Genomic DNA, 18,631 nt, shown 5'->3' with positions numbered 1-18,631 from the left:
GCTTTCTTTTTCACTTCTACTGGATAGCTGACTCTCGTTGCCAACGCAAAAACACCTCCATAGTTGTCCCCATATCTTACGACATGGTTGCATTCTCTTGAAGGTGTTTTTAATCTGTCTCACGTTATGGGGTCAGTCCCGGTCCTCGGCGGATGATCCATGCTTCTTTTGTATGGAGGATAAAGAATCGCTGCACATGAGTTACCAAAGTTCGACGCAGGTCAGGTCGTACGTCGTCGCCAGTTCCTGCCGATGCCGATAATAGCTCTCTTCTTCCTGTTAAGACGATGGACGCTTACGGATCAGCTCAATCACGCTGGCGAAGTCGTCCCCGCCATAACCTTCCTCCACCCGTCGTTTCATCAGCTCGAAGATCGGCGCGAATGTTTCGGCGCTGACGCCTTGTACCCTGCTGACCTCCCCGATGGTGTCATGAGCGGCTTGCATCGCCAGACTCGCATCCTTGGCGGAATAATCTCCGGTATCGATCTGCTTCGCCATTTCCGGCATGGTGGAGATCATGGCTTGCAGAAACGGAATCAGCAGCGTTGTCGTGAAATCCGCTGCCTTCGTGCCTTCGGAACCCGCAAGCGCCACGGCATGGATGAAGCCGCCGAACATGCCGTACATGCCGCTTAGCAGTGCCAGGTCATTCAGTGGAGCGAGAGCAGGGTCGGAGCCTAAATAGTGACTAGTCCCTAAGCTTTCTAAGACCTGTTTATATGTTTCGTAAGCAGTTTGAGAACCGCTGTAGAGTATGACGGCATGAGGCGTGGCGATCAGGGAAGGCACGGCCATGATGCCGCCATCCAGATATTCGGCGCCCTGGGTTCTCATCCAGGTCCCCATCGTGCGGGCCTCTTCGGGAGTGCCGGTTGTCAGATTTACGACAACCTTGCCGGAAAGCTTCTCCCTTATGGGTTCAAGAATATGGCGGGCGGCATCATAATCAAGTACGCATACAATCAAGAGGGGACTGGCGGCGATGGCATCCGCGATGTCCGTAGTGCCGGAGGCACCCAAGCCTACAAGTTCAGCGGCTTTTTCAGGCGTGCGGTTCCAGACGGTGGTGACATATCCGTTGTTCACGAAGGTGCGGGCCAGTGTGGAGCCCATGGCGCCTAATCCGATCACGGTTACCGGACCAAGGATAGAGCCGTCCGCCTGCGCATCGTAAGGATGATTACCATTAGAAAATTTCTTTGGATTTGTATTCATCGGTATAACCCCTTTCTGGGTTTGGGATGATACCCATCCTAAAGTATGACACTAGTGATAATGTCAAGAGAGACGATGGTCATGAAAATGGATGCTACACCTTATAAAACGTAAATAATCAGGCATTGCGCGTCTAGAATGTTCGTTTTCAAGAGTTTTTTAATGGTAATACGAAGGTGTAAATAATCAGTAGCGATGTTATTATATGGATTGTGTCTTTTTGCAGCAAATTTTTCGTCCAAGCGCCGATAGCCCATCATAGATTTTTGAAACGATTCCCAATATAATGCGTAACAATACTCACTGCTTTAAATGGAAGGGGTTGTCATCATGGATTATGGAATGAACGTTATTTTGTTTGAAAAGAGACCGGACGGTGAGCTGGTGCAGATTGAAGAGCGGGCATGGACGATGAACATGGTCGCTGCGCTGGAGCACGTGAATTATATCGTCGCGGGCGGCAGGGAATATGAAACGATCGAAGGCAGATTAAACGTGGACACGGGTAAACTGGAGCTTCTGCTCGTTCCGATGCGGAACGATTAATTCTGTCCGAAAGGAGACATCATCTTGAGTAATGAAAAAGACAAAAAAGACCAGCCCGCTTCCAAATGGCTGACGCCGGAAGGCAAACCGATTCGAGTCTTGTCAAGCTCGCTCGGCATCGCCTTGTTGGCGAATGCGTTTCTGGTGTCGGGCGCGGCAGCGAAGGATCTCGCTTCGGAAGCGGTTACCTCATCCGAAGAGCCGCAGCTGGTATCCTGGTCGACGGAAGAAGTAAAGAAGTATTTTGACAAGAACGTGGACTGGAACATCCCGTTCCCTAGCGCAGAAGAATTCGAGGAAGAGCCGGCGGAAGGAGCATCCGCAGGATCAGGCGGGGGAACGACGGTAATCAATAACTATGGCGGCTACAATTCCGGTTTCGGGTGGGATGATCTGCTGCTCTACCACATGCTGTTCAACAACGGCTCCTACTATTCCTCCAGCGGATGGTACAACAATCATCGCGGATATTACGCGAATAACGGCAAGCCTTACAAACCCCGCACGTATTCGAGCGGTACGTTCCAGAACAAACCGGTGGTGAACTCCAATGTCCGTCCCAAGACCTCAACGTCCTCTTCGGGAACGATAACGCGCCGCTCCACATCGTCCAAGTCCGGCGGCATTGGCGGCAATTCCAGCGGCTTCAGCTCCTCGGGTTCGAAATCCAGCTCCAGATCCGGCGGTTTTGGCGGATGAGCCGCGAAAGCGTGTTTACCGTTTCGGGACAGCCTGACCCCAATCGGGATGAGCGGGTATCGAAGCTCGCCGAGCTTGGCTTTACCTGGGCGAATCTGGAAGGGGAAGCCTACTGGATAGACCAAATCGTCACCATACGTCAAGAGACCTATCGCGAGCTGGAAGAAGCCGCTGCGGTACTGTGGGCGACGCTGGACAAAACCGTACGTTACGTTCATCGCAACCATCATATTTACAGCTTGATCGGCATTCCGCCGATTCTGTGGCAGATGCTGGACGAATGTCCGCTGCCGGAGGAAGGGTTGATCAGCCGGTATGCCAGATTTGACTTTGCGATTGCCCATGACGGCAGCATCAAGCTTCTGGAGCTGAATGCGGACACACCCACAGGGTATGTTGAGGCTTCCATTGCAACGCCGTGGATGTGCGCTCAGGCCGGCATCTATTCTCCCAATGAGCGGATGCAAGAGCTGGTGGCACAAGCGTGGGCGGCAGAGCGTCCGGATACGGCCGCATGCATTGCTTACGGCGAGCATCTGGAGGACTCCGGCACGATCGAAGCATTGGTCCGGCACAGCGGGCTGGATATCAAGCTGGTGGATTGTCTGGATCTATGGGTGGACGAAGGCATGCTGAAGGACGGCGAAGGCCGGGAGATTCACCGGATGTTTGCTCTTTATCCGAAGGAATGGATGTCCGTCGATGATGGCGGAGATGCGCTTGCCTATGCCATCGAGACGGGGCGACTCCAGCTGTTCAACTCGCCGCACAGCATTCTGCTGCAGTCCAAAGGCTTGCTGGCCGCCATGTGGGGCATGTATGAGCTGGGCCTATTGTTCGATGAGCAAGAACGTGAAGCGATCGTTAAATATATGCTGCCGACATACAACAAACCGGTGTTTTCCGGCAATTTCGTATCAAAGTCGATGTTCGGCCGAGAGGGTGGTTCTGTCAAACTGTACGACCAGACAGGACAAATCGAGGTAGAGGATCAGGACGGATATGATACTAGCGTCATGTTTCCGACGGTCTATCAGAGGAGGGCCGAGCTGGCTCGCGTCGAGACGGCGGAAGGGGAATTTCATTTGCTGACGGGGTTGTTCGTCCTTAATGGTATCCCATGCGGTTTGCTGGGACGGGCGGGCGGTTTGATTACGGGCAATTCGAGCCATTTTATCGCAATGGGAGTGAAATAAATGCAGTTGAAACAAGAGAAAAGGCAGCAAAGCGGTGCTCCGAAGGGAAAGAGGAAACCTCCGGTCGTCCTGGCGGTGCTTATCTTATCCCTTTTGGTTTTAGCGCTGAGCGCATGCTCCGGCGGCAGCTCCACCGTGTTCCATACCGGATCGGAGGAAGTATCTTCAACCTCTAGCCGCGTGCCTTGGGACTATCGCATCATTGAAGGGACCGTCGGCGATTTGATTGGCGGCGACATGACCGTCCTGCCGGATAACGAGCTCCTGCCTAACGATAACAACTATGCTACAGGGGACAAAATTTGGACGCTGCAATTCATGGACGCCGAGCTGACCACGGATGCGAATCAGCGCAACGATATCCGGTTATCGTCCTGGCAGACCATTAAGTCGTTCAAGGATAAAAAGACCGCGGAATCGGATTTGGCCAACCTGAAAGTGACCGTCAAAACCGACGTGAAGCTGGTTGGGGTATATAAAACAACGTACAAAAAAGACACCAGGCATTTTGCCGTCGTTGAGCTGCCGACGGGCAACCGGATCAAGCAGCCGATCGACGAGAAGCGTTATGCCGCAATGGAGAAGAAGGACACGGTTGGTGTTGTATTGGAGGAAGTGCATGATTTCGCCGATTACGACTTGGCCTATGCAAAATTTCGGGGGTGGGCGGATTGACGGTCGTCATTAATATTGTTATAAGTGTGATCTGCATTATCGTGCTTCAATTGCTGGGTATGCTGATTTTCAGCTGGATGACCCGGTTTAACGACATGGAAGAGCTGAAGAAAGGCAATGTCGCGGTTGGTCTGGCATTCGGCGGCAAGTTTATGGCAACGGCCATTATTTTGGGCATATCGGCATATACGAATTCATCGATATGGCATATGATACTGTGGTTTGCCGTTGGATATGTATGCTTGATCGTTGCCTATTGGGTATTCGAGCTGGCGACGCCGGGTCTTCGAATTTCCGAGCACCTGCAAAAGGGCAACGTAGCGATCGGCATCCTGCTGGCGATGGTGTTCATCGGCACAGCCTTTGCGATCAGCAGCCTGATCATTTAGGCTGATTTGCACCCATGGGGAGAGGAGCAGGAGCGTGCACTTTTTTCTGAGATTATCTTTGAAAATGATGCGTCTGCGTAAAACAACGATCAGCGTGATCGTGGTGCTGTTTGTGGTGCTTTGCTCGACCCTGGCATTCCTGCTGGAGCCAGAAACGTTTCACCAGTGGTTTAACGCCCTTTACTGGGTGCTTACCACGATGGCCACCGTAGGTTATGGCGATTATTATGCAGCTACCGTGCCGGGCAAGATATTAACGATATTCATCTATATCTTCGGTATCGGGCTGCTCAGTTTAGTGATCGGTAAAGTGATCGAATCGTTTGGAAGCATGCAGCGGCAGAGAGGAGCGGGCAGGTTGAACTTTAAGGGCAGCGGCCATGTCATCATTATCAATTGGAGCAAAAAAGCGATGTCCGCGATCGACGAGATTCTGTCGTATTCGCCGCAGTCCGAGATCGTGGTCATCGACGATTCCAGCCGGCATCCCGTGGAGCATCTCGAACAGGTGCATTTTGTAAGCGGCGATCCTGCATCGGATGACGTGCTGATGAGAGCCAACATTCTGGAGGCCAAATCGGCCATTGTCTTCGCGGACGCCCGGATCGACGAATCAGCGCTGGTGGACGGCAAGTCGCTCCTGATTGTTTCGAGCATCGAGCGGATAGCTCCGGACGTACATACCACGGTGGAGATCATGCAGGAGAAGCATGTGCAGAATTTCCGCCACAATCAAGTAAACGAGTTTGTCCTCTCGCACGATGCCGTTTCCCGATTGGCGGTGCGGGCAGCGCTGCAGGAAGGAAACTCGGATGTGCTGATGCAGCTGCTCAGCCGCCAGCACGGCGACGATATTTACGAAGTGGCATTAAACCCCGCATGGAAGACCTACGGGGATGCATTTCAGGATCTGCTGCGGCAAGGAGCGACGCTGATCTCCGATCGCAGTGACCTCAGCATCAACCGCAAGCTCGATTTGCCGATTCCGCGGGATGCGAGGCTGTATGTGGTTTCGGACGAAGCGACCATGAACCGGATTGCCGGTAAGCTTGTTTGAGGGGCTGCGAACATTTCATTAAAAGACCATGCTGTCTCACGTGAACGGGTGAGGCAGCATTTTTTATTGCGAAGCTGCCAATTACGAATTGACGTTTCGAAATCATATGCGTTAATCTGCTTGTTTCAGGTGGTCGGTGTAAATCGACTGCTTGACCTGCTGGATTCTCGAAAATGAACTTGGGTCAGCGGTCGGATGTCATGGGTAACCGGCAGCTGACTCCTCGTTTGAGGGCTGTCGGCAGCCAAAGTATGGGACATCCGTCGCGGATGCATGGACATACTCCAAAGTGAAAACGCCCCTGTTTAAACAGTGGGCGTTTTTTCCTATGGGCTTCAGATCATGTCTCTTAGCAAGTTCACGCTGCTCTTCTCCAGTGCCATGGGAAACAGCTTCACCTTGCCGGGAGCTAACGATCGAACCTCTTCATATACGGCATCAGAGGCATACACCTGATCGGATTGCTCGATCCGCTGCAGCAGGTCTTCCCGATGATCCAGACCGGCCAGGCTGGCACGGACCACATCGATACCGGCTTCTTGAACGCGGCCGGCCATCCACTGCGCACCTGCCTTCCCCAGGCAGACAAAACTGAGATGGCTGCCAGGTGTCAGCCGGGCAATATCAAGCAGGACCGACGTTTCCGCATTCGCGCCAATAACGAAAGCTTTTTTGTCGTATTTGCTGCACAGGGCTTTGACTTCGGAATCATGATTAAGCGTCGTGACAATGAGGCTCGAATAGTCGAACGCTTCGAGCAGCGCTTGTTCTCCCGCCAACAAATCCTCCAGAAACACCGTTTTGACTTCCGCGCCCGTAATTTCCTCAATCGCTTTCTGATAGAAGGGGAAATCATGCCCTTTACATTCGATGAACAGAATTCGCCGCTCTGCGTTCAGGACAGGCTCCTGCAGCAGCGTATAGGCAAGGGATGCGGCAAAGAACTCGCTCGCCGGGATATGAAGGGAGCCCAGCTCCTCCGTCGTTCGCTCTGCGAGCTCATGCATCAGCTTTCTGCGATTTCGAAGCTCTTCTACCTGAGGGTTGTTCAGAACCTGCGTTCCTTTGCCTTTATGCATGGAGACGATCCCCTCGTCCTTCAGCTGGTTGTACACCAGGTTTACGGTGTTGCGGTTCAGCCCGAGGTTGTCCGCGAGCGCGCCCGCCGGGGGCAGCATATCGAATGGTTCGATCTGTCCAATACCAATCAGCCACTTTAGCTGTTCCTTGACTTGCGTGCTTACATTCATGGGAGCGTGCGGGTCGACTCGAAGCATGAGCTTGTGCGCCATATCGAGACCTTCTTTCCTAGTCAACTAGTAATTTAACTTTACACAATAAACGGAAAATATACAACAAAGGTATTGACATGTATAGTTTTAAATCGTTATTTTATATATAACTAAATAACTAGTTAATTATGAATATGGAGGGTTAATATGAAGGATCAAGCTGATTCTTATTTGCAGAAAATGAAAGGGGGGGCTAGAAGTCCGTTGACCGTTCGTCCCATGAATCTCGCCGTTGGCTTTATCGGGGGTGCCGTTTCGATCGGCTTACTGGCCCTTCTCTCCTCGCTCGCAGGAAGTCCATGGATCATGGCGCCCTTTGGGGCGAGCTGCGTGCTGGCGTTTGCAGTCTGGGATGCGCCGTTATCACAACCAAGAAACCTGGTCGGAGGGCATCTTATTTCCACGCTTACGGGACTTGTCGCGCTGGAGGTCCTGGGTGACGGAATATGGGCCATGGCGATCGGGGTGGGAGCCGCGATCAGCCTGATGGGAATGACCAAGACGACCCATCCTCCCGCCGGCGCAGACCCCTTGGTCGTTATTATGGCTGGCAGCGGCTGGTCATTCCTGTTCACGCCTGTGCTCGTCGGATCGGTCATGATCGTGGTGGTGGCTCTGCTTGTCAATAATGCGGTAAAGGAACGAAGATATCCGACTTTTTGGTGGTGAAGGCAGTTTTTTCTTTGATGAATAAACGGTAATCATGGCAAGTTCTTCAATCTCATATCGTCAACAACAGACCCGGACCGACAATGGACCGGGTCTGATTTATGTTGTCGCACCGCAGATTTGAACATTAGCCAAACTAATTTATATAACGCAATGAGGGGAAATCCAAACCGAAATCCCGAAAAATAGGCGATACTTACCACTTGATCCTGGTTATCAAATCTATAGAATATTACACAATCCCGGTACAGGACTCTATTCTCATTTTGGATAAAAGGTTAATATTGCCAAACCTTTACAGAATGCGGTTCTCAGCCGTTTTTTTATACGACTTTGGTATCAAATTTGTCATAACTATGGATAATGATGTAAAAATGACCGGAACTTTAGCAATTTTTTTGCGTTTAACATTACGATTCGCGAAAATTTTCTGAAAATATTCGTAAATCTCGCTGTATCTCACGTATGGGATGAAGTCGTTCGGTTCCAGCCTTGTCAGGGCAAACGCACATTGGTTTCACACAACTAACATCAGGCTGTGAAGTTGTCAATGAACAGGCAGGAAGGAGCAGCGATTTGATTTATCGGGGGGAAAATTATGGAAGAAGTTTGTTTTACTTCTTTTTGACTACTATCGAGATCGGAAAAGTTGGTAAAGAAGGAATATGGTATCGGGAGCGCATCGGCTATAGAATGACGAGTATGGCTCAGTCGTCATATGTCGGTGCAGCAACAAGCATGTCAAAGAAAGGGCAGGTGAGCAACGAAGACGATGAGCAGGCGAAAATGGTGGGTGGTCGCAGCATTTTGCACTATAGTGCTTCTCTGCGGTGCCGCTGTAATCTTAGGATATCTACGGCCGTCATTAAAAACGTATGCGGATGCGGACGGCGTGAAAATGAAATTCAAAACAGAGGGAACCTCCTTTCTGGTATATGAGGATGAAGAGGTTTGGAAAGAGGTTTTTGCCAAGGGCGTGAACCTGGGCGCAACCGTACCCGGGCACTTTCCCGGCGAGCTGCCGGCCACCGAGGAAGATTATCTGCGCTGGTTCAAACAGATCGATGATATGGGAGCAAACGTCATTAGGGTCTACACGGTGCATAATCCGGTCTTTTATTCCGCGCTGGTGAAATACAACCGGGATAAAGGCGATGATCCCCTGTACTTCATGCAGGGCATCTGGTCGCCGGAGGAGCAGCTAATCGAGCGTCGGGATGCGTATGACGAAGAAATCGTCCAAACGTTTAAAGCGGAGATCTCGAAGGCTGTCGCTGCAGTTTACGGGGATATCAACGTTGAGCCCAAGCATGGGCAGTCGAGCGGCAAGTATAAGGTCAATGCGGGCAAGTACCTCATGGCCTGGCATGTGGGTACGGAATGGGACCCAGCCATGGTTGATAACACCAACAAGGTACATAAGGGTGTCCCTCAGTATAAGGGGTCCTATTTCTCGGGGACGAAGGACGCAAGTCCCTTCGAGAATTGGCTGGCATCTTTATTGGACTACACGGCTGCCGAGGAGCAGAAGCACGGATGGCAGCATCCGATGACATTTACCAATTGGGTCACGACCGATGTGCTTGAGCATCCGGGGGAACCGCTGTTTGAAGAAGACCTGGTGTCCGTCGATGCAAGGCATGTCGAACCGGTGAACTGGGATGCGGGATATTTTGCGGCATACCATGTGTACCCGTACTATCCGGATTTTTTCCGGACGGACAAAACATTGCAGACCCTTCCCGACGGGGACGGTGGCTACAACACGTACAAAGCCTATTTGCGAAAATTGAAGGCAGAGTTCGAGGATATGCCGATCATGGTTACCGAGTACGGCGTGCCTTCCTCCATCGGTATTTCCCACCACGGTCCTGGAGGGAAGGATCAAGGAGGACATGACGAGGCGGAGCAAGGCGAAGTAAATGTCTCGCTGACCCAGGATATTTACGACGAAGGCTATTCCGGAGCGATCTTGTTCATGTGGCAGGACGAATGGTTCAAGAAAACATGGAACACGATGCCTTTTGAAATACCGGCAGACCGCCGGGCATTCTGGTTGAATGTGCTGACCAACGAAAAGATGTTCGGCGTTCTGGCGATGCAGCCGGGTAAAGCGGAACAAATTACGATCGACGGGGATTTGACCGACTGGGATCAGGTTCCTGAAGGGGAAGTCAAAACCTGGTCCGGTACGGCTCCGGGCGTAAAGAACATGAAGTTGACGCATGACGAGGCTTATCTGTATATCGGCATGGAGCTGGACGAAGCATTTGATCCGAAACGTTCCAAACTCTTCATCGGAGCGGACACCATCCCTGGCGGCGATATACCGAAGAAAGAGCTGGCGGGACGAACGCTCACCGGCGGGGCTTTGGAAACGTTGATTCAGGTAGGTCAAGAGGACGAATCCCAGGTAACCATAGCGCCATCTTACGATTTCCACAGCCGGCTGTACGGCAAGGAAGGCTATTGGATGCTGCCGGGAGAGGAAGCCAAGGGAACGAAGGACGATCCCGTCGTACCGGGCGGCTCGTTCCATTCCTGGAAGCTGGCCATCAGCCTGCTGATGAATCCGCCGGACACCCGATTCTCCCATCCGTTTGTGGATGAGACGGTGGGGACGCTGAAACGGGGAACCAGCGATCCGGAATCTCCGGATTTCAACTCCCTTACGGCATGGCAGTATCAAGACCGCTTCGTCGAGATGAGGATTCCGTGGATGCTTCTAGGATTCGGAGATCCGAGCTCGCTGCAGGTGCTGGACTACGGTCCGCTTCAAGACAAGCGCACGTTCAGCACGACCACGGCGGACGGTATCCGGCTGGTTCCATGGATCACGGAAAGATCCGAGAACACCGGCAAACCTGCTTCAGGATCGGGGCAGTCCATTAATCTGCAGGACATCGAGCCTTATACATGGGAGCTGTGGGAAGCAACCCAATACAGCGAACGCTTGAAGCAAAGCTATTACGATATGCAGGAAATATTCACGCGTCTCCCTGAAACGGGGCGGCAGCCAGATGCTAAATAAAAGGAGGAGCCATCGGAGATGTTTTCAAATTTAGAAATGGCATACGTCTTTGTCTATGTATGTCTCGGCCTGATTGCAGCCGGCATTATCCTGTTGTTCCAAATGAAGATCAAGCATAATGCCATACAAAGAGAAACGGAACGATTTACGGAAAAACACCATGATTACTTTGTGTATGTGCAGAGTCATCTGCATGATGATACGACGCTGGAGCTGCCGCCAGGCAAATTGACGTCGGCCGAACGCCGGGTCATTCAAGCCAAGTTTATGGAGTGGATCGAGCAATTCAAAGGCGACGCCAGAGAGAAGCTCCTGCGTTTGTGCCGGGACGCCGGGTTTGTGGAACAGGAAATTCGGGCATTATCCAGCATGAGGAAAGACCGCCGCATTGAAGCGGTCTACCGCCTCGGCGGGATGCGGGCGGAAGAGGCCGTTCCCCAGCTCCAGCAGCTGATGAACCGGACGAAATACGGTCCGATGACCATCATCATTGCGCGGGCAATTGCCAAAAGCGCGGTTTCGTCCCAGCAGATTCGGGAAATGTTGTCCAAGCTGCTGTCTTACGATAAAGCCATTCACCATATGGCTGCCGATATTTTGCTGGAGACCCGGCTGGATTCGGCCAGCCTCATGCGCAAGCTACTGGACGATCCCGATCCCGGGCTGGTCAAGGTTTCGCTTGTTGCCATGTGGGGACAGGCCATTCCGGCAGTCGTGCCGGCACTCGACCGATTGGTCGGATCCGAGGAGAAGGACGTGCGTGCCGAGGCCGTCAAGCTGTATCTTGGCTCGAACCCGGCCCTGAAGGATGACACCATCGCGGCACTCATGAATGATCATGAGTGGGAAGTGCGGGCGGCAGCGGCGAAAGCGCTCGGACGGCTTCATGCCGCAGGCAGCATTCCGCTCCTGGCTTCAGCCCTGAAGGACGAGAATTGGCATGTGCGGAACAACAGCGCGGAGAGTCTTGCCATGTTGGGAGAACAAGGCTTCGAGACCTTGTGCCAAGCCGCGCTTACAGGAGAAGGTCCAGCTAGGGAAACGGCCCTGTACCGGATCGAACGGATCATGTCCAACGAAGGCGAATACGAGCAAGTGGAGCAAATGGTGGCATTTAATAAAAGAAAACTGGTGTACGATCGTTATTTCGGCGTTCAAACGAACAAACGGATCGGCACGGTTGCAGGAGTAGGAGGAGATTACACTGCTTAGAGATATCCTGCTCACTTACGGGATGGTGGCGATTTATTACGTCATGATCGTTAGCGCGCTTTATTTTGTAATTCTGATGTTTTCTTTCAGAAATATTAAGGATATTTTCAGACGCGCGACGTATTCGAAATACAATACGCTTTCGGGCTCGGAACTGGTACCATCGGTATCCTTGCTGGTCCCGGCCTATAACGAAGAGCTGACGATCGCGGAGAATGTCCGCTGCCTCATGACGCTGAACTATCCAACCTACGAGGTCATCGTCATCAATGACGGATCCTCCGACGAAACGCTGAAGGTGCTGATTGAGGAGTATGGTTTGACACTGCTGCCCAATCCGGAGATCCGAGGCAACATCAGCACGAACAAGGTGCGGGGCATTTATTATAATCCGCAGTACCCGCAGCTATACCTCATCGACAAGGAGAACGGCGGTAAGGCGGATTCCTTGAACGCGGGCATCAACCTGTCCCGTTATCCGCTGATTTCTTCCATCGATGCGGATTCATTGCTGGAGAAGGATGCGCTGATCCGGATGGCCCGGATGTACATGGAGAATCCCGAGGAGACGGTGGCGATCGGCGGCGACGTCCGGATTGCCAATGGCTGCGTGATCGAGAACGGTGAGGTTAAGGACGTATCCTTGCCGCGCCGGATGTGGCCGATGTTTCAATCGATCGAATATTTGAAAGCTTTTCTGGGGGGCCGAATCGGGTGGAGCCATTTCAACGGGCTCATCATCGTCTCCGGGGCATTCGGTTTGTTCCGGAAAGACTATGTCATTGCGGTTGGCGGCTATCGCGGCGGTTACCCCGGCGAAGATATGAACATCATTATCAAGCTGCACCGCTATATGCTGGAAAATAAAATCAAATACCGCGTTTCCTTTTGTCCGGAAGCGGTGTGCTGGACGCAGGCGCCGGACAGCTACAACATTTTGTCCAATCAGCGCAAGCGTTGGGGACGCGGAAACTTGAAGAACATGATCGAGAACCGGGATATGGTGTTCAATCCGAAATATAAAGTCATGGGCTTGTTGACAATGCCCTACAACGTTATTTTCGAAGCGCTAAACCCTTACTTCAGAATTACGGGCCTTCTGGCTCTGCTTGGATATGTTTTGCTGGATATGACAAATTGGCATGTGCTGGTCGTGTTCGGGCTCGTCAATTTTTTAAGCGGGTACCTGCTCAGTGTGGGAGCCCTCATCCTGGAGGAGATGGCCTTCCGCCGGTATACCAAATTGTCCGACCTGGTGAAAATGCTCCTCTTCTCGGCGCTCAAGTTTGTGGGTTACCATCAGCTTGGCGTGCTGTGGAGAGTACAGGGACATATTCAATATTTGCAAAACAACAATTCATGGGGCACCATGACCCGGCAGAGCTGGAAAGATAAGAACGAGGCGGCTTGACTTCAAGGCCCGGTTCAAATGCAGCATCAAAATATAAAGAGAGGTGGGACTTACTGTTATGTCTCAATCGGCAACATTGCAACGCGTGCAGGCCGTTGATTTTTACGGCCGCGTGGAGGAGGAAGTGAGAGAACATCCCAATGGAACAGCATTGCTGTTTCTGTACTGTGCTGGCAATCCGTCCGGGACGGAGGCTGAGCTGGCGGAGGTTCAAAGCTTTATGGACCAGCTGACCGGCGTAAACGGCGAGGTTCTGCACGACGCCAATACCGGCGTATCGGCTGTTACCCTGCCCGGCTACACGCTGGATGCCGCCCATTATCAGGCACTGCTCCTGAAGCAGCATCTGCAGGGCCGTTTCGAGCAAGCGGACCCGCGTATTACGCTTGCAGCGCTTACGGAAGCGCCGCCTCGGCAGACGTTGAAACAGATGGCGGAAACCGCCAGGCTCAGCACCTCTTCGGATATTCATATATTTACGCAGGAGGAAGCGGACAGCGGCCAAAACCGCATTCTCATTGTGGACCAAGATGCCACGGTGAGGGAATTTTTACAGATTCGCTTGGCCATGCAGGGTTACGAAACGCTGGAAGCGGTGGATGGTTTGGAGGCATTGGAGCTCATCCCGAAATGGGAGCCGGATCTTGTCCTGACCGAGCTGAACCTGCATGGCATCGACGGCCTGCCGTTCATTCATCATATCCAGCAGCTGGACGTGAAGGAGCCGCCGAAAATTGTCGTGTTAACCGAGAAGCGGGTAGAGCAAACCATCAGCCAATGTTTCCAAAACGGGGTCGATGACTACGTAACCAAACCGTTCTCGCCGGTGGAGCTGGATGCCCGCATCCGACGCTGCCTTCATTAAACACATGGTTATTAAAGCTTTTAGTTAGATGAGATTCAGGATTGATACGTGATTAGTTGAGCTGAAGAGGTTCTTTAATCGCAAGGAAAGAGTTCAACAAACAAGTCTGTCTTTTGGCCGACGAACAAAAGAAATAGACGAATAGACTATACATCCGATGGAGGTTGAATACTTGTGAATGAGGAATATGAAACTTTATTGAGTGCCATTGAAAATAAGAAAGCTGTACTGGGTGTTGTGGGACTAGGTTATGTAGGTTTGCCGCTGGCTGTGGAAATGGTGAAACAAGGATTTACGGTCATCGGCATCGATCTGGATTCCGACAAAATCGACCGCATTTACCGCGGCGAGTCCTACATTACGGACATCTCGTCCGAAGAGCTTGCGGCATGCATGGAGACCGGACGCTTTAAGCCGACAACGGATTACAGCATGATCGCCGTCATTGACGCGGTCAGCATCTGCGTGCCGACGCCGCTCAGCGAGAATCAGGACCCGGATACTTCCTACATTACAATGGTAGTCGATCAGCTCAAACGCTTCATGAAGCCTAATCTGTTAATTACGCTGGAGAGCACGACATATCCGGGAACCACGGAGGAACTGATTCAACAACCGATCGAGAAGCTCGGTTACAAGGTCGGCCAGAACTTCTATCTGTGCTTCTCGCCGGAGCGCGTCGATCCGTCCAACAGCCGCTTTAATACGCGGAACACGCCGAAGGTGATCGGCGGAACGACGGATGCCTGCCTGAAGCTGGGCGAAGCGCTGTACAAACAGTACGTGGAGACGGTTGTACCTGTCAGCAATCCGAAAGTTGCGGAAATGTCGAAGCTGCTGGAAAATACGTTCCGCAGCGTGAATATCGCCTTCGTCAACGAGATGGCAATGATGTGCGACCGTATGGGCATCGATGTATGGGAAGTGATCAATGCGGCGGCCACCAAGCCGTTCGGTTTCATGCCGTTCTATCCGGGGCCAGGCATCGGCGGCCACTGCATCCCGCTGGATCCCATGTACTTATCGTGGAAGGCCAAGGGCTTCCGCTTTTACAGCAAATTCATTGAGCTGGCACAATCCACCAATGACAACATGCCTTACTACGTGATCAACAAAACGGCGACGATTCTGAATGAATATGCCAAATCGATCAAACGCTCCAATATCCTGTTGTTAGGCATGGCCTACAAACCGGACATCAGCGATTTGCGCGAATCCCCGGGCCTCGAAGTTTACGAACAGTTCAAGGAGAACGGCGCTTATGTGGATTACTACGATCCGTATGCCAACAGTTTCGTGGATAAGCAAGGCGAAACGATTCGCAGCGTGGAGTATGATCTCGCGAAATTCAGCCGGTACGATTGCATCGTCCTCATTACGAACCACAGCAATCTGGATTATCATTCGATCGCTTCGGCCGGCGTGCCGATCTTGGACACGCGGAATGCATTTAAAGCGTATGCCGAGCCTCATATTTACAAGATCGGCCATTCCGTTCAGCATGTGCCTGAGCCGGGCGAGGCTGTCTTGATCTGATGAAATGGACGAGAAGACTGAGGCATATCGATGCAAAAGCGAAGTGGATCATCTTGGCTGCCGGCATCTGTCTTTTGCTGCTGATCCTTTTTCTTCTTCCGTCAGGCAAGGTGAATCAAAACAAGGCTACCTGGCTGTGGGATGCAAGTCTGATCCGAAGTGAAACGGAGGAGATTGTAGCCTTTAGCGGCAGGGAAGGCATTACAACGATCTTTTTGCAAATTCAACAAGAGGTTACGGACGAGGAGTACCGCCATTTCGTGGCTGCGGCACATCGGCAGGGCATCAGCGTCCATGCTTTGAACGGCCACCCCGACTGGGCTTATGAGGAAGGCCGGCAAAAAGGGATGGACCTGCTGGCCTGGCTGGAAGAGTACAACCAGGCTTCCGCCCCCGAGGAGAAATTCGAGGGCGTGCAGTTCGATGTGGAGCCTTACGTGCTTCGCAGGTGGGATCGCGAACAGGAACGGGTAGTGGAAGAATGGAGCGCCAACACGGAAGTCTGGGTCCAGGAGGCCAAGCGTCAGGGTCTCCCGTTCAGTGCCGCGGTTCCGTTCTGGCTTGATTCGATACCTGGACCGAGCCGAGCGGATACCGATTCGTTCAGCCGCTGGATGATCCAAAATACGGATGCGATTGCCGTTATGGCATACCGCGACAGCGGGGAGCAGATGTATGAATTGTCCAAGGAGGAGCTGGAGCAGGCCGACGAACTTGGCAAATCCGTGTGGATCGGCATGGAGCTCGGGGATACGGACGAAGGCGAGCATTTGACCTTTTATTCCAAGAGCGAGCAGGAGATGGAGGACGAAGCCCTGCGTGCCGCCAAGCTTGGCAGCGACCATTCCTCCTTCGCGGGATTGGCCGTCCATCACTATCAGGCCTGGGTCCACAAACGAACCGCGATGGGCGGGGAAGAGCGTTGATATTGCCATGATGGCCTGTCGCCTCCGCTCCGTGTTACAAGGAAACAACTTCATATCATTCACTCATTCAACGTACCTCCGAAGGTCTCCAAGAGACTTTCGGGGGTATTTTTTTTGTCCAAGGAAGGGAAGAGAAATCGGGTCTGCGCGGTATTGTCTAGAAATTGTAGAGAACCGAATTCTATAATGGGTATCATTGAGCGGCAGGCAGAGGAACATGCCTTGAAACAAAGGGCAAATATTGACATAAGATGGAGACGATTTCTAAGCTCTTATATCATTGATTTTTGAAAAAGGTGGATTTTTATGAATTTTTTCAAAAAAGCATAGCAATTACGTCAGGTTGGTGTTAAATTCTAATGGTTTGTTCAGGAGGGGCTCCACAATAAGCCCTGTTTGAAATGTTAAAGGAGTATTCAAATGAAGAGAGTTTCTAGTAGTAACCGAGTGTTTTGCATGCTTTCCCGAATGACCGCTTTGCTGGCGATCCTGGCGTTTTTGGGCGGCTGCGGTTTTTTTGGCGGTAAGGCAGCCTCCAGCGATGAAGCGGGAGGTACGATAGCGCCTGCTCAAAAGGTGGAGCGGTATACGGGGGAGAAGAGCAGGGAAATTCCGTACGTGTATACGGCCAGGAAGGAATTGGCGCTTACCTTTAACGGCATGGGGGATAAAGCCACCATGACGGCACTGATCGATGAACTCGAAACGTACGGAATCAAGGCGACCTTCTTTCTTCCGGGCATCCGAGTGGCGGAGGAGCCGGACATTGCGGGGGCAATCTTGGCCGGAGGCCATGAAATCGAGAACAATACGCTCAATCAGCTGGATATGAACAAGCTGGATTACGACCAGATCTATAAGGAGATCAAGCTGGCAAACGACGTTATTGAACGGGAGACCGGCGCCCAGCCCCGCTATGTCCGGACGCGTTCGGGCGATTACCCGGAAGATGTGCCGCTGGCGGCAGCGCATCTTGGAATGAAGGCGGTTGTCAGCTATAACATCAATCCGAAGGACCGCGATATGCAGAGTGCCGAAGCCATCGGAGAATACGTGGCGAGGTTCGTCTCCAGAGGCGGGATCATCTCCATGAACACCGACGTCAATCCGGAAGTGGTCTCTTCTATAAAATACATTGCCAAGGCCGTGGACGATATCGGATATCGGCTGGTTACGCTGGATGAGCTGGTGCAGAACGGGGGCGAGCGAAAGCCGCTCGAGCAAATTCCGGGATATGACGCTGCCCGCATCAATCCGGATTATCAACGGGCGAAGTATGAGCTGGTTTATCAAGTCGATACCGACAAAAAAGAAGTCGCCCTGACGTTTGACGATTTCGGAAGCGATAAAACGGTGACCCGCATACTCGATATTTTGGCCGAGCATGATGTCAAAGCGACCTTCTTCCTGAGGGCCAAAGGCGTGGAAAGCAATCCGAATTTGGCGCGGGCGATGGTGGAAGGCGGGCATGACGTGGCCAACCATTCCTACAGCCATCCCGTCGTTACATCGCTGACGCCCGAAGAGCTTCAGCAGGATGTCGTCAAGGCGCATCAGGTCATTACCGAAGCCATCCAGCAGCAGCCTGTCATGCTGTTTCGTCCGCCGACCGGCGTGGTCGACGATAAACGGGCCAAAGCGTTGGCGGCAGTCGGTTACCCGGTGATTGCCATGTACGACGTGACGACGCTGGATTGGGATATTTCCAATAGTGCCGACGATATTGTGAACGGGGTTATGACCAAGACGCAGCCGGGAAGCGTCATCTTGCTGCATATGCTGGATGACATTCATACCATTGAGGCGCTGCCGCGCGTGCTGGAAGGCCTCAAGGATAAAGGGTATACGTTTGTAAAAATGGCGGACATGATGCAGTTGCAGGACCAGGCCGCAATGGAGATGGAGTAAA

Annotated in this window: 16 protein-coding genes; 14 read left to right on the top strand and 2 right to left on the bottom strand. The window is 52.3% G+C overall.

Annotation, left to right across the window (positions count from 1 at the left end; genetic code table 11):
- Positions 1 to 279 precede the first annotated feature (279 nt).
- On the bottom strand, positions 280 to 1,218 hold the full coding sequence (locus RB298_RS08255) for an NAD(P)-dependent oxidoreductase (RefSeq protein ID WP_486046738.1): 939 nt from the start codon (positions 1,216 to 1,218) through the stop codon (positions 280 to 282).
- A gap of 330 nt (positions 1,219 to 1,548) precedes the next feature.
- On the opposite strand from RB298_RS08255, the gene RB298_RS08250 reads away from it, so the two are divergent.
- From RB298_RS08250 to RB298_RS08225, 6 genes are read left to right on the top strand one after another with little or no spacing between them, the layout of a single operon-like run.
- Positions 1,549 to 1,764 carry a hypothetical protein gene (locus tag RB298_RS08250; RefSeq protein ID WP_015734394.1) on the top strand — a complete coding sequence of 72 codons (216 nt, stop codon included), beginning with the start codon at positions 1,549 to 1,551 and terminating at the stop codon, positions 1,762 to 1,764.
- A gap of 24 nt (positions 1,765 to 1,788) precedes the next feature.
- A complete protein-coding gene (locus RB298_RS08245; RefSeq protein WP_009592614.1) occupies positions 1,789 to 2,463 on the top strand; it encodes a hypothetical protein in 675 nt (224 codons plus the stop codon).
- Entirely contained in the window at positions 2,460 to 3,659 is a 1,200-nt protein-coding gene (locus tag RB298_RS08240; protein WP_096773192.1) for a glutathionylspermidine synthase family protein, read from the top strand. Before RB298_RS08245 ends, RB298_RS08240 begins: the two co-directional genes overlap by 4 nt.
- Positions 3,660 to 4,334, top strand: a complete 675-nt coding sequence (locus tag RB298_RS08235) for a signal peptide protein (protein ID WP_486046735.1) — start codon at positions 3,660 to 3,662, stop codon at positions 4,332 to 4,334.
- Complete coding sequence (locus RB298_RS08230) at positions 4,331 to 4,723, top strand: DUF350 domain-containing protein (RefSeq protein ID WP_009592598.1); 393 nt, start codon at positions 4,331 to 4,333, stop codon at positions 4,721 to 4,723. The genes RB298_RS08235 and RB298_RS08230 overlap by 4 nt, the downstream gene beginning before the upstream one ends.
- Before the next feature lie 34 nt (positions 4,724 to 4,757).
- On the top strand, positions 4,758 to 5,780 hold the full coding sequence (locus RB298_RS08225) for a potassium channel family protein (protein ID WP_486046733.1): 1,023 nt from the start codon (positions 4,758 to 4,760) through the stop codon (positions 5,778 to 5,780).
- Between the two features lie 335 nt (positions 5,781 to 6,115).
- Here RB298_RS08225 and RB298_RS08220 read toward each other — a convergent pair whose 3' ends face one another.
- Positions 6,116 to 7,072: a GntR family transcriptional regulator gene (locus tag RB298_RS08220; protein ID WP_486046731.1), complete on the bottom strand. Its 957-nt coding sequence runs from the start codon at positions 7,070 to 7,072 to the stop codon at positions 6,116 to 6,118.
- A 147-nt stretch (positions 7,073 to 7,219) separates the two neighbouring features.
- Here RB298_RS08220 and RB298_RS08215 point away from each other — a divergent pair, with 147 nt between their 5' ends.
- The 8 genes from RB298_RS08215 (at position 7,220) to RB298_RS08180 (ending at position 18,630) form a co-directional block, all read left to right on the top strand.
- Entirely contained in the window at positions 7,220 to 7,741 is a 522-nt protein-coding gene (locus tag RB298_RS08215; protein WP_192572525.1) for an HPP family protein, read from the top strand.
- 772 nt (positions 7,742 to 8,513) lie between these two features.
- Entirely contained in the window at positions 8,514 to 10,772 is a 2,259-nt protein-coding gene (locus RB298_RS08210) for a hypothetical protein (RefSeq protein WP_452519680.1), read from the top strand.
- Between the two features lie 18 nt (positions 10,773 to 10,790).
- Positions 10,791 to 11,984, top strand: coding sequence for a HEAT repeat domain-containing protein (locus RB298_RS08205; protein WP_009593076.1), 1,194 nt, complete (start codon positions 10,791 to 10,793; stop codon positions 11,982 to 11,984).
- Positions 11,985 to 12,027: 43 nt separating this feature from the next.
- Positions 12,028 to 13,395 carry a glycosyltransferase family 2 protein gene (locus tag RB298_RS08200; RefSeq protein ID WP_176502381.1) on the top strand — a complete coding sequence of 456 codons (1,368 nt, stop codon included), beginning with the start codon at positions 12,028 to 12,030 and terminating at the stop codon, positions 13,393 to 13,395.
- Positions 13,396 to 13,453: 58 nt separating this feature from the next.
- Complete coding sequence (locus RB298_RS08195) at positions 13,454 to 14,260, top strand: response regulator transcription factor (protein WP_096773198.1); 807 nt, start codon at positions 13,454 to 13,456, stop codon at positions 14,258 to 14,260.
- 174 nt (positions 14,261 to 14,434) lie between these two features.
- On the top strand, positions 14,435 to 15,796 hold the full coding sequence (locus tag RB298_RS08190) for a nucleotide sugar dehydrogenase (protein ID WP_015734405.1): 1,362 nt from the start codon (positions 14,435 to 14,437) through the stop codon (positions 15,794 to 15,796).
- Positions 15,796 to 16,722 (top strand): hypothetical protein, encoded by a 927-nt coding sequence (locus RB298_RS08185; RefSeq protein ID WP_096773199.1) that lies wholly within the window; start codon positions 15,796 to 15,798, stop codon positions 16,720 to 16,722. The genes RB298_RS08190 and RB298_RS08185 overlap by 1 nt, the downstream gene beginning before the upstream one ends.
- 420 nt (positions 16,723 to 17,142) lie before the next feature.
- Positions 17,143 to 18,630 carry a polysaccharide deacetylase family protein gene (locus RB298_RS08180; RefSeq protein WP_486046726.1) on the top strand — a complete coding sequence of 496 codons (1,488 nt, stop codon included), beginning with the start codon at positions 17,143 to 17,145 and terminating at the stop codon, positions 18,628 to 18,630.
- Position 18,631: the final 1 nt, after the last annotated feature.

It is taken from the genome of Priestia sp. BR_2, from assembly GCF_041954005.1.
GTDB classification, from domain to species: domain Bacteria; phylum Bacillota; class Bacilli; order Paenibacillales; family Paenibacillaceae; genus Paenibacillus_AQ; species Paenibacillus_AQ lautus_A.
This window is presented reverse-complemented; position numbering and strand designations above follow the sequence as displayed.